Source organism: Micromonospora sp. NPDC005413 (genome assembly GCF_040606435.1).
Taxonomy (GTDB): domain Bacteria; phylum Actinomycetota; class Actinomycetes; order Mycobacteriales; family Micromonosporaceae; genus Micromonospora.
Genome location: NZ_JBEXEV010000004.1, coordinates 296,051 through 308,087 on the forward strand (window position 1 = coordinate 296,051; position 12,037 = coordinate 308,087).

Annotated in this window: 10 protein-coding genes; 4 read left to right on the top strand and 6 right to left on the bottom strand. The window is 71.2% G+C overall.

The window, feature by feature from the left end; genetic code table 11:
- Positions 1-50 precede the first annotated feature (50 nt).
- Positions 51-1,583 carry an acyl-CoA carboxylase subunit beta gene (locus ABZS37_RS08895; RefSeq protein ID WP_355167010.1) on the bottom strand — a complete coding sequence of 511 codons (1,533 nt, stop codon included), beginning with the start codon at positions 1,581-1,583 and terminating at the stop codon, positions 51-53.
- Between the two features lie 169 nt (positions 1,584-1,752).
- Between ABZS37_RS08895 and ABZS37_RS08900 the strand changes: the two genes are divergently transcribed.
- Positions 1,753-2,328: a snapalysin family zinc-dependent metalloprotease gene (locus tag ABZS37_RS08900; RefSeq protein ID WP_355167012.1), complete on the top strand. Its 576-nt coding sequence runs from the start codon at positions 1,753-1,755 to the stop codon at positions 2,326-2,328.
- 60 nt (positions 2,329-2,388) lie between these two features.
- Here the strand turns inward: ABZS37_RS08900 and ABZS37_RS08905 are convergent, their stop codons facing one another.
- The 3 genes from ABZS37_RS08905 to ABZS37_RS08915 all read right to left on the bottom strand — a co-directional run bounded on the left by ABZS37_RS08905 (position 2,389) and on the right by ABZS37_RS08915 (position 5,497).
- Entirely contained in the window at positions 2,389-3,309 is a 921-nt protein-coding gene (locus ABZS37_RS08905) for a hydroxymethylglutaryl-CoA lyase (RefSeq protein ID WP_355167014.1), read from the bottom strand.
- A 147-nt stretch (positions 3,310-3,456) separates the two neighbouring features.
- Positions 3,457-4,824 carry a biotin carboxylase N-terminal domain-containing protein gene (locus tag ABZS37_RS08910; RefSeq protein ID WP_355167016.1) on the bottom strand — a complete coding sequence of 456 codons (1,368 nt, stop codon included), beginning with the start codon at positions 4,822-4,824 and terminating at the stop codon, positions 3,457-3,459.
- 73 nt (positions 4,825-4,897) lie between these two features.
- Entirely contained in the window at positions 4,898-5,497 is a 600-nt protein-coding gene (locus tag ABZS37_RS08915) for a TetR/AcrR family transcriptional regulator (protein ID WP_355167018.1), read from the bottom strand.
- Positions 5,498-5,666: 169 nt separating this feature from the next.
- Between ABZS37_RS08915 and ABZS37_RS08920 the strand changes: the two genes are divergently transcribed.
- The 3 genes from ABZS37_RS08920 to ABZS37_RS08930 all read left to right on the top strand — a co-directional run bounded on the left by ABZS37_RS08920 (position 5,667) and on the right by ABZS37_RS08930 (position 8,758).
- Entirely contained in the window at positions 5,667-6,944 is a 1,278-nt protein-coding gene (locus ABZS37_RS08920; protein ID WP_355167020.1) for an MFS transporter, read from the top strand.
- An 87-nt stretch (positions 6,945-7,031) separates the two neighbouring features.
- Entirely contained in the window at positions 7,032-7,580 is a 549-nt protein-coding gene (locus ABZS37_RS08925) for a SigE family RNA polymerase sigma factor (RefSeq protein WP_355167022.1), read from the top strand.
- On the top strand, positions 7,577-8,758 hold the full coding sequence (locus ABZS37_RS08930; protein ID WP_355167024.1) for a hypothetical protein: 1,182 nt from the start codon (positions 7,577-7,579) through the stop codon (positions 8,756-8,758). The genes ABZS37_RS08925 and ABZS37_RS08930 overlap by 4 nt, the downstream gene beginning before the upstream one ends.
- Before the next feature lie 49 nt (positions 8,759-8,807).
- On the opposite strand, the gene ABZS37_RS08935 is transcribed toward ABZS37_RS08930, so the two are convergent.
- Positions 8,808-9,710, bottom strand: a complete 903-nt coding sequence (locus tag ABZS37_RS08935) for a sulfurtransferase (RefSeq protein ID WP_355167026.1) — start codon at positions 9,708-9,710, stop codon at positions 8,808-8,810.
- A gap of 115 nt (positions 9,711-9,825) precedes the next feature.
- A complete protein-coding gene (locus tag ABZS37_RS08940; protein ID WP_355167028.1) occupies positions 9,826-11,949 on the bottom strand; it encodes a hypothetical protein in 2,124 nt (707 codons plus the stop codon).
- Between the last annotated feature and the right edge of the window lie 88 nt (positions 11,950-12,037).

Genomic DNA, 12,037 nt, shown 5'->3' on the forward strand with positions numbered 1-12,037 from the left:
GCCAGGCGCTCGTGACGCCGGACGGGTCGCTGTGGGGCCTCAGTCGAAGATCAGACCGGGGTGACGCCGTGCCGACGGCGGGAGAAGTGCCGATCCTTCGTACGCGCGGCAGCGAACCGACGGACCAGCTCGGTGCGCAGGTCGTGCGGCTCGACGATGGCGTCCACCACCAGTTCGCTGGCGAGCCGGACGACGTCGATGTCCTGCTCGTACTCGGCGCGCTTCGCGGCGACGAAGGCGGCCCGCTCGTCGGCGTCCGGGATGGCGGCGATCTTGTTGGCGTAGACCGCGTTAACGGCGGCCTCGGCCCCCATCACCGCGATCTTCGCGCTGGGCAGCGCGATGGTGGCGTCCGGCTCGAACCCGGGGCCGGCCATCGCGTAGAGGCCGGCGCCGTACGCCTTACGGACGACAACACAGATCTTCGGCACGGTCGCCTCGGAGATCGCGGTGATCATCTTGGCGCCGTGCCGGATGATGCCCTGCTTCTCCACGACGCTGCCGACCATGAAGCCGGGCACGTCGCTGAGGAAGAGCAGCGGCACGTTGAACGCGTCGCAGAGCTGCACGAACCGGGTCGCCTTGTCGGCCGAGTCGACGAAGAGCACGCCGCCCTTGAACATCGAGTTGTTGCCGATGACGCCGACGACCTCGCCGTTCAGCCGGCCGAAGCCGATGGTCAGCTCCTTGGCCCAGAGCGCCTGGATCTCGAAGAAGGAACCCTCGTCGAGCAGGCCCTTGACGTACCGCCGCATGTCGAACGCCTGCCGCTCGCTGGCCGGCACCAGCGCGGCCAGGTCGGCCTTCGCGGGCGCGGCGACCGCCTCGGCGGCTGGCGGCGCCTGGGTCCAGTTGGCCGGCAGGTACGACAGGTAACGGCGCACCACGTCGAGCGCGTCGGCCTCGGTCTGGCAGAGGAAGTGCCCGACGCCGGATTCGGCGGTGTGCACCTTGGCCCCGCCCATCGCCTCCAGCGTGGTCTTCTCGCCGGTGACCATCTCGACCATCCGGTCGGAGCCGAGATACATGCTGGCGTTGCCGTCGACCAGGGCCACCACGTCGCAGAACGCCGGAATGTACGCCCCACCGGCGGCGCTCGGGCCGAACAACGCGCACACCTGCGGGATCGCGCCCGAGGCGCGCACCTGGTTCCAGAAGATCTTGCCGGCGCCACGCCGGCCGGGGAAGAGGTCGACCTGGTCGGTGATCCGGGCGCCGGCCGAGTCGACCAGGTAGACCATCGGCACGCTGGTGCCGTACGCCCGCTCGATGATCCGGATGATCTTCTCGACGGTGCGGGCGCCCCAACTGCCGGCCTTGACGGTGGAGTCGTTGGCCATCAGGCAGACCTGCCGGCCGTCGATCGTGGCGGTGCCGGTGACCACCCCGTCGGCGGGCAGGCCCTCGGCCAGCGTGTTGGCGTAGAGGCCGTCCTCGACGAACGAGCCCTCGTCGACCAGGAGCGCGACCCGCTCACGAGCGAAGAGCTTGCCCTTGGCCGCGTTGGCCGCGTGGTATTTGTCCGCGCCGCCGGACCGGGCCCGCTTGCGCAGCTGCTCCAGTGCCTCACCGTCGAGCGTCACGCCGACTCCCTCGCCATACTGACCTAAACGATCGTTAGGCTAGCGCACTCGTGCCGCCGGCGGCGACCCATGGGCGAATCCGGAGGGTGAAGCTCAGAGATAAACATTGAAAAACATGAATCTGTGTCGCTAGGCTCCTGACACCCCCTCCTCTGGATTGGAGTCAGCGATGACCTCACGACTCAATCGGCTCGCGGTCGCGTTGCTCGCGACCGCCCTTGCCACCCTCGGCGTAACGGTCGCCAACCCCTCGCCCGCGTCCGCCGCCATGACCATCTGCTACAACACCAGCCAGGCAGGCAACTACGCCGGCACCGCCAGCCAGGCCGCCTCGATCTGGAACAACGCCACCGTCAACCTGACGCTCACGGCGAACTGCGGCTCCAACCTGCGGATCTACCAGATCACCGGCGGTGGCTCGTACGCCGTGCGGACCAGTCTCGGCAACGGCCGGGTCTACATCGACACGCAGCAGGCCGCGCAGTACAGCCCGCTGCGGATCATGACCCACGAGATCGGGCACATCCTCGGCCTGCCGGACAACTACAACGGGAACTGCTCGCTGCTGATGTCCGGCGGCAGCGCCGGCACCAGCTGCACCAACCCGTACCCGAGCACCGCCGAGGCGAACCGGGTGAGCAACCTCTTCGCCGGCACCTTCGCCGCCACCGAGCGCAGCACGGACCGCGCCGGGGCGGACATCTTCCGCGACAGCTGGCCGAGCATGCTCACCTCCGTGAGCTGATCGACCGGTACGACGGGAGGGGCCGGCATCGTGCCGGCCCCTCCCCGCGTTCCCGAGCGATCAGCTCGGCATCGGCGTCAGTCGGGTCCGGGGGCCGGCCCGCAGCACGCCGGACGGCAACTTCTTGCCGAGCAGGTGCTCGGCCAACTCGGCCGCCTCGATGAGGGCCGCCAGGTCGATGCCGGTGTCGATGCCCATGTCGTGCAGCATGTGCACCGCCTCCTCGGTGGCCAGGTTGCCGCTCGCCCCCGGCGCGTACGGGCAGCCGCCCAGACCACCGACGCTGGCGTCGAACTCGGTCACCCCCAGCTCCAGCGCGGTCAACAGGTTGGCCAGCGCCGTACCCCGGGTGTTGTGGAAGTGCAGCAGCACCGGCACGTGCGCGTTGCGGTCGCGTACCGCGGTCAGCAACTCGCGGACCCGACGCGGAGTGCCCATGCCGGTGGTGTCGCCGAACGCGACCCGGTCCGCGCCGTCGCGAACCACCCGATCGACGATGCCAGCCACCCGCGCCGGGTCGATGTCCCCCTCGTACGGGCAGCCGAAGCTGGTCGCCACGATGACCTCGACCCGCGCGGAGGCGCCGTGCAGCAGGTCGATCAGCTCGGCGATGTCGTCCAGCGACTCATCGGTGGATCGGTTGACGTTGCGCCGGTTGTGCGTGTCGCTGGCCGAGACCACCACCTCGATCTCGGTGAACCCGGCGGCGAGGGCCCGCTGGGCACCGCGGGTGTTCGGCACCAGCGCCGAGTAGCGCACCCCGTCGGCCTTCGCCGCCCGCTGCCACACCTCGTCGGCGTCGGCCATCTGCGGGATCGCCTTCGGGTGCACGAACGACACCGCCTCGATCCGGCGTACGCCGGTGCCGGAGAGCGCGTCGAGCAGGCGCACCTTGGCCTCGGTCGGGATCGGGTCCTCGTTCTGCAACCCGTCCCGAGGCCCAACCTCGCGAATCAGAACGGAATCCGGCAGGTCCGCCATAAGGGGTCACCTCACTGTGACGTCAAGCTGTGCTGGAGTTCCCCCAGCATGCCACTCCGGCCAGGACTGACGTCGATCAAGAGGTTTGCGTCATCCGTGGCAGGAATCCTGACGCAAACCTCTTGATCAACAAGGGTGGGGGTGCGGTCAGCGCATGCGGGACACGATGCCGGTGTCGTAGGCGCCGGAGAGGAACTCCTCGTTTTGCAGGAGCTCGGCGAAGAAGGGGACGTTGTTCTTTGGGCCTTCGATCTGGAAGGCGCTGACCGCGGCCTTTGCGCGGGCGAGCACCTCGTCGCGGGTGTCGCCGCTGATGATCAGCTTGGCCATCAGGCTGTCGTAGAACGGGGTGACCGTGTTGCCCTCGGTGTAGCCGGAGTCCACCCGGACACCCTCACCCGTCGGCTCCACCCAGGTCCTGACCACGCCGGGGCCGGGCAGGAAGCGCTTCGGGTCCTCAGCGTTGATCCGCATCTCGATGGCGTGGCCACGCGGGGTCAGCGCGTCCGGGTCGAACGTCGGCGCCAGCCCCGACGCCACCCGCAGCTGCTCCTCGACCAGGTCGACACCGTAGACGTACTCGGTCACCGGGTGCTCCACCTGCAGCCGCGTGTTCATCTCCAGGAAGAAGAACTCGTCGGACCCGGGAACAGCGCCAGCAGCGTCCCGCTCACGCGGGACCAACAGGCACTCCACCGTGCCCGCGTTGCGGTAGCCGACCGCCTCACCGGCGCGCACCGCCGCCGCCAGGAGGCGAGACCGCAGCTCCGGCGAGACCGCTGGCGACGGAGACTCCTCGACCAACTTCTGGTTGCGGCGCTGCACCGAGCACTCCCGCTCGCCGAGCGCCACCACCCGGCCATCGGCCAGGCCGAGGATCTGCACCTCGACGTGCCGCACCCGGGGGAAATACCGCTCAATCAACACCGAGCCGTCGCCGAACATCCGCTCGGCGAACGCGCGCACCTTGTCGTACTCGGTGCGCAGCGCGGCCTCGTCGACGGCCACGCCCATGCCCATGCCGCCGCCACCGGCGGCGGCCTTGACCATCACCGGATAGCCGATCTCGGCGGCGGCCGTCACCGCCGCGCCCAGGTCGGCGGCCGGGTCGGTGGTGCCGGGCGCGACCGGAACGCCGGCCGCCGCCATCAGGTTCCGAGCATTGATCTTGTCGCCCATCGCGGTGATCGCGTCCGCGCCGGGCCCGACCCAGATCAGGCCGCTCGACTCGACGGTACGGGCGAACTCGGCGTTCTCCGACAGGAAGCCGTACCCGGGGTGGATGGCCTGGGCGCCGGTTGCCTTCGCGGCGGCGAGGATCGCCTCGGTGTTGCGATAGCTCTGCGCCGGGTTCGGCGGGCCGATGAGGACCGCCTCGTCCGCCTCAACGACGAACGGCAGGTCGGCGTCGGCCTCGGAGTACACCGCGATCGCGCGAATGCCGAGCCGCTTGGCGGTCCGGATGATCCGGCGGGCGATCTCGCCCCGATTGGCGACCAGCAGTGACTCGATCATGTTTCCTCCCGGCGTCCGGATGTTGGGACGGTTGTCAGGGAATCATGACCGGCACACTTCTGACGAGTCGGGTTCAGGCGAGCAGCGCGGCCAGGGTGGCGTCGCGCAGCAGCTCGGCGCGGCGTCGCCGGTCCACCTCACCGCCCAGGAACGGGGTCGAGTTCATCAGGCCGAACGCGGAGTGCGCGAGCACCCGAGCCTCGCCGTCGGGCATGCCCGGGTGCAGCGCGGTGAGCACGGTCACCCACTCCTCGACGTAGAGCCTCTGCAGGCGGCGGATCCGCCGACGCGGCTCCTCCGGCAGGCGGTCCAACTCGTGCAGGTGCAACGCGATCACCGCCGGGTTGGCCAGGGCGAACTCGACATGGAAGTCGATCAGCGACTCCAGTACACCGCGTGGGTCGTCCGGGTGCCCGACGGCACGCTCACGCCCTCCGGCCAGCAACCCCTCGCTGACCGGGATCAGCGCGGCGGCCAGCATGGCCTCCTTGCCGGCGAAGTGGTGGTAGAGCGCCGGACCGGTGACCCCGGCCGCCGCCCCGATGTCGTCCATCGACACACCGTGGTAGCCACGGGCGGCGAACAGGCCGACCGCGATCTCCAGGATCTCGTCCTTGCGGGACCTGCGCCGGCCCGCACCCGCCGCACCCCGTGTCTGCTGCTCCACCGTCACCGGGCAAGCGTAGACCGCGAGCTGCCTGCGGTGGTTACCGCTCGGTTGCGCACACCGGGCGGTCAGAGCCAGTCGCGCAGTGGTGGCACCGGGTGCGGTCGGTGGCGAGCGTCCTCCTTTCACCCTGCGGCTTGACCCTCGACCCGGTTGAACCCGCACGGTCACCGGCATGACCTCCTCCGCTCTCGGCCGGGACTTCCGGCTGCTCTGGTCCGCCGCCGTCTCGTCGCGGTTCGGGGACGCGCTGCGTACGCCGGCATTGGCCCTGCTGGCCGCGACCGTGACCCGCGACCCGCGGATCATCGCGGCGGTCACCGTGGCCGGTCAGTTGCCGCCGTTGCTCTTCGGCCTGCTCGGCGGCGTGTACGCGGACCGCTGGGACCGTCGTCGGACAATGGCCCTGGTCGACGGGGTACGCGCCGCCGTGGTGGCGGCCCTGGCCGTGGCGGTCGCTCTCGGCCAGGTCAGCGTCCCGGTGCTGCTGGTGGCGGCGTTTCTGCTCGCCGCACTGGGCACCCTCTTCGACTCCGCCTCCTTCGCGCTGCTTCCCGCGCTGGTGCCGCCGGACGCGCTGTCTCGGGCGAACGGTCGACTTCAGGCGGGGTCTGCGGTGGCCGGCGGTTTCCTCGGCGCGCCCGCCGCCGGTGTCCTCTTCGCCATCGCCCCCGCCATCCCGTTCGCTTTCGACGCCGTCACCTTCGCCGCGGCGGCCCTGCTCGTGCTGGCCCTCAGCCCGAGCGCGGGGCTGCCCCCCAGCGGGCGGACCGTGACGCGCCGCGGGTCGGTGTGGAGCGAGATCATCGAGGGGGTGCGGTGGCTGCGCGGGCACCGGACACTGTGGCGGGTCACGCTGCTCGCCGCCGCGTGCAACCTGGCGATCAGTGGGATCCTGGCGGTGCAGGTGCTCTACGCGCTGGACGTGCTGCGGGTGCCGCCAACCGGGTACGGGCTGTTCGCCGCCGCTGCCATCGTCGGCGGTGTGGCGGGGGCGCTCGGGGCGGGTCGGCTCGCCGCCCGGCTCGGCACGGTGCCCGCGCTGCGCGCGGTGCTCGCCGCGCAGACCGTGGCGCTGACCGGGTTCGCGCTGGCCCGGCATCCGCTGCCGGGCGGGCTGGCGCTGGCCGTCTTCGCCGCCGGAACCGTAATCTGGAACAGCCTGTGCGCGTCGTACGGGCAGCGGCACGTGCCGGCCCGGCTGCTCGGCCGGGTGGGTGCGGCCCAGCGGATGATCGGTCTGTTCACCGCACCGGTCGGGGCCGTGCTCGCCGGGCTGGTCGCCGCCGCGTACGGAACGGTGCCGGTGGCGGGTGCTGCGGCTGGCACGTTCGCACTGGTCACGCTGGCGGCGTGGTGGGCACTGCGGCCGGCCGCGCCGGTGCCGCCGGCCGCGCCCACCAGCGGCGGGACAGCAGCCCGGCGGCCGAGTTCGACCTCCAGCGCTATCTGACCGGAATGCCGGAGAGCTGACCCAACCTTTTCCCCCTCCCCGTGCGTCTGCCAGGTGACGCGCAACGCGACGGCCGGGAGGGGGCGGATGGCACCGACGGCGAACGACGGACGCGACGGCTACCTCGCCTTCGTGGAGAGCCACCAACACCGGCTGCTCCGTGCGGCGTACCTGATCTGTGGCAACCGGCACCAGGCCGAAGACCTCCTCCAGGACGCCCTGCTGAAGCTGGCGCTGCGCTGGGCCTCGGTCCGTGACGGTGACCCCTCCGCGTACGTGCGGGCCATCCTCTACCGGGACGCGGTGTCGTGGTGGCGTCGTCGGCGGCGGGAATGGCTCAGCGCCGCGCCGCCGGAGCAGGTGGCCCATGACCGTGACGGTGCGTTGCGGCTGACGATGCACGACGCGCTGGGCCTGCTGCCGCCTCGGCAGCGGGCCGTGCTGGTGCTGCGCTACTACGAGGACCTGACCGAGGTCGCCACCGCCGAGGCGCTCGGGGTGACCGTCGGCACCGTGAAGAGCCAGTGTCATGCGGCGCTGCGTCGACTCCGTGAGGTCGCACCGGACCTCGCCCGGGACGCCCGTCCTGGCCAGGGCTCAGCCGACCTGGCCACCGGCCTGGAGGTGAACCCGTGAACGAGCAGGACCTGCGCCAACTGCTGACCGTCAGCGTCGAGGACGTTCTGCCCAGCCAGCCGGCCACGGCCGGATGGGAGCGGGCCCGGCGTACCCGGCGTACCCGACGGGCCGTCGGCGCGGTCGCCCTGGCCGTGACCCTGGTCGGCGGCGGCACGGTGGTCGCCCTGCGACCGCCCGCCGATTCGCCGCCGGTCCATTCAGTGGAACCGACCGTCGAGCCCACCCACGCCGGTCCGGTGCAGCGGCCCCCGGCCGAACTGACCTTCCCGCCGGATCCGCTGGCTCGGCTCGCCGACCCGGCGACCGTGCCGCTCTCCGAGCGACCGGTCCAGCGGGCGTTGGCGCTGTTCCAGCCGATGGACGAGGAGTTCCACGCGGACGGCCCGGTCCGCGTGCTCGGCAATGACGGCGTGGTGCGCAGCCTCGACGTGGTGACGCTGGCGCCCACCCGGGACGCGGGCGGCAATGAGGCGTCCGCCGTGAAGCCGGGCGTGCTGTCGCCGGACGGCCGGTCGGCCGCGTTCGCCCAGACCGGGGAGCTGATCATGGTCGACCTCACCACTGCGACCGTGCGCCGGATCCCCCTCGACGGCTACCTGGAGCTGGTGGTCTGGGGAAACGACCGGGTGCTGGTCGGCGGCGACAACCGGACGTACGCGGTGGACCGGGTGACCGGGGCGGCGAGCACGATCGACGTGTCGGCCTGGGGCCTGGTCGCACCCGATCCGGCGGCCGGTCGCGAAGCGGCGCTGATCGAGATCGTCGGCGAGCGGGGCGGCCTGAAGCTGCGCAGCAGGACCGCCCGCGAGGGCACGGTTCGCTCCGAACAGCCGGTCACCGGCTCGGCGCTGCCCTCGCCGTATCAGGTCAACGAGTTCTATGGCCGGGGCTGGCTGCACGGCGAACGGCTCGCCCGCGCGGCGTGGATCACCAACAGCGAGATCGACGGCGCCGAGGGGGTGGCCGTGCTGGACGCGCGGACGGGTGCCGTGGCCCACCTGCTCGACCTGGGCCGCGACCGCGCCAAGGGCTGCTGCGAGGTGCTGGGCTGGGACAACAAGGGTGCCGTGCTACTCCGTCTGGAGCCGGCCGCCCTTGCGCGCTGGCACCCGGAGACCGGCGAGGTCACCGGTATCGTCCGCGACCTGCGCGGCGTGCTGGCACTGGCTGGCTGAGCACCGTCCCCGCGCGGCAGTGCAGGTCGCGCGGGGACGGTTGCGCTGCTCAGGCGGCGAGGCCGCCGGGCTGGTCGCCCTTGACGACGGGTGCCCGGACCAGGTTGCCCCACTCGGTCCACGAGCCGTCGTAGTTGCGCACCTGCGGGTAGCCCAGCAGGTGCCGCAGCACGAACCAGGTGTGGCTGGACCGCTCACCGATCCGGCAGTACGCGATCACGTCGTCGTCCGGGCTCAGCCCGAGCTGGTCGGCGTAGATCGCGCTCAGCTCGTCTGCGGACTTGAACGTGCCGTCCTCGTTGGCGGCGGACTTCCACGGCTTGCTGACCGCACCGGGGATGTGCCCGCCCCGCAGCGCGCCCTCCTGCGGGTAGTCCGGCATGTGCAGCATCTCGCCGGTGTACTCACCCGGCGACCGGACGTCGACCAGCGGCCGACCCACGGCGATGTGCGCCATCACCTGCTCGCGGAACGCCCGGAGCGGCGTGTCGTCACGTCTCGGCACCGGGTAGTCGGCGCGGGGGCGAGCCGACTTGTCGCGGGTCACCTCGCGCCCCTCGGCGATCCACTTCTGCCGGCCGCCGTCGAGCAGTCGCACGTCGGCGTGGCCGAAGAGCGAGAACACCCAGAGGGCGTACGCGGCCCACCAGTTGAAGTTGTCGCCGTAGAAGACCACCGTGTCGCCCCGGCCGATGCCCTTGGCGGCGCACATCTCGGCGAAGCTCGTCGCGTCCAGGTAGTCCCGGGTCACCTGGTCGTTCAGGTCCAGGTGCCAGTCGACCTTGACGGCACCGGGAATGTGGCCCGATTCGTAGAGCAGGACGTCCTCGTCGGACTCGACCACCACGAGGCCCTCGTCGCCCAGGTGCTCGGCCAGCCACTCGGTGGTGACCAGCCGCTGCGGGTCCGCGTACGACTGGAGGCGGGGATCAGGATCGCTCGGCACAGACATGATCCCCAAGGTACGCCGGATCGCCGCCCTCGACTGCTGTAACGAGACCCGGCCCACCACCCGCACGGGATGGTGGGCCGGGCTGACGAGACGTACGTCTCGTGCGGCGCTTCGGTTACCGCCCCGACTCGGCCTCCGGGGCTTCGGCGACCAGGAACGTGAACGTCCCCTCCGGAGACGCCGTCCCGTCCGCGAAGAGGCTGCGGACCGTCAGGGTGTGCGTACCGGCCTGCTCCGGGGTCCAGGTGACGATGGCACTGCCGTTGATGTCGGCGGCGATCCCCTGCTCGGGGCCGTCGTCGAAGCGGTACCGGAACTCCGTCGTGTCGGGCACCTCGGAGCTGATCCAGAAATCACCGGGCTGGCCCGGGCCACCGGCGGGGTAGCTGGGGTCGTAGAGGAACCCCTGGATCACCGGCAACAGGTCACGTACGGAGAAGACGAAGCTCGCCGAGTCCGACTGGACGCCGTCCCGGTTGACGCTCCAGACCGTGAGCGGGGTGAAGCCCGCCTTCGTCGGCGCCCAGGTCACCGACGCGGTGCCGTCGGCCGCCGCGGCCACGGTGCTGGTCACCGTGCCGAAGCGGTAGCGGTAGCTGACCACGTCGGGCTGGCGCGGGGTGAAGGTGAAGACCCCGGGCACACCCTGGCCTCCGCTGGTGCCGCCCTGCTCGTAGACCGTCGCGGCGATCTTGGGCGCGGTGGTCAGTCGGAACGTGCGCACCGCCGTGGCGGTCACGCCGTCGGCGGTCACGCTGGTGACGGAGAGTGTCCGGTTGCCGCCCCGGGTCGCGGTGACGGTCAGCGAGGCGGTGCCATCGGCACTGGCCTCCACCGTCTGCTCCTGGTCGCCGTCCAGGTGGAATCGGTAACGGACCACCCCAGCCATCCGCGGCTCGACGGAGAACGTGGCCAGCACCCCGATGTCGGTCAGGTTGCCGGTGATGACCGGCGCGACGTCGCTGGCCCGGAATTCGTACCTCACCTCGGGCGAACGGTTCCCGGCCGCGTCCACGCTCACCACGGTGAGGCTGTTGGGCCCGGTCCCCGGGGTGAGGGTGACCGTGGCCCTGCCGCCGGGCTGGTCCGCCGACACCGTCTGGGTGACGCCACCGTTGAGCTGGTATCGGAAGCCGACAGCATCCGGCGTCGCCCCGGCGTCGAGGGTGAACTGGCCGGGCAGTGCCGGGTGCCACCCATCGACGGGGAAGTCGGTGGAGGAGACGGCCGGCGCGACGGCCGGACCCTGGAAGTCGGTCCGGAAGTAGCAGAGGCTGCTCCACTCGCCGGTGGCCCGGCTGTCCGCCGCCCGCACCTGCCAGGCGTACACCCGGTCGTGGGTGAGGGTGTCGCGGTAGAAGAGGCCACTCGCCCGCTCGCCGTCCCGACCGTTCCCGAGCCGCTCGATCCGGGCCGTCGGCTCGTCGACCGGCCAGAGGGCAAAGGTGGCGGTCAGCATGTCGCTGCCACCGGTCTCGTTGCCGTTCTGGTCGTGCAAGATGGCAGAAACTGCCAGGTCGTCGCTCTGCTGGAACTGGTACGGCTCGGCCGCCGTGCACGGCTTGCCGGAGGTCTGCAGCTCGGTCGACACGCCGGGCGGGTAGTTGTAGTCGATGGAGATGCCGACCGTGCTGGCGTAGCGGCGGCCGAGCGTGGGGTCCGCCTCCACCGCGGCCGGCAGTCGGAGCGCGAGGGTGAGCGTCGACGCGCCCTCGGCCAACGCCTGCCGCAGCCCTTCGGCCGCGTTCCACTCCACGTAGGGGGCGGGGCAGCCGGCGATGTCCGGCAGGGTGGCCGTGTGCAGCTTCGCCCGTTCGGCTGGTGGCTTCGCCCAGCTCGACTTGGCGGTGTACGGCGTTGTGCGCCACAGCTCCACGCCGGGACGCTTGGTGCAGTCGACGACGGAGGTCTCCTTGGCGGAGAAGACCGCCGACTCGATCTCGGCGCCCCGATAGCGGGAGATGTCGAAGGTGAAGTAGGCCCGGGCCGTGTGCTTACGTCCCCGGTCGTCCTTCCAGGACCCGACCGGCACGTCGCCGGTCTGGTCGATGTCGATCTTCGTGGGTCGGTGCGAGTCCGTGTAGGCCCACGAGTTGTTCTTCTCGTAGCGCACGTCGTTCGCCGCAGCTGGCGTGGCCGTAAGCGTGAGCATCCCGGCGGCGAGCGTCATGGACAGCGCTGTGGCCAGCAGGGCTCGGACCGGTCTTGCGGATGTCGTCGTGCCAGCTATGAGGGCCATCCCTCATCCACCTTTCCCCGATGTCCCCGCCTTTCGATCGACGGGGCAGCGAATGCTAACTGGCGCGGCGGACATCGGGCGATCCCTA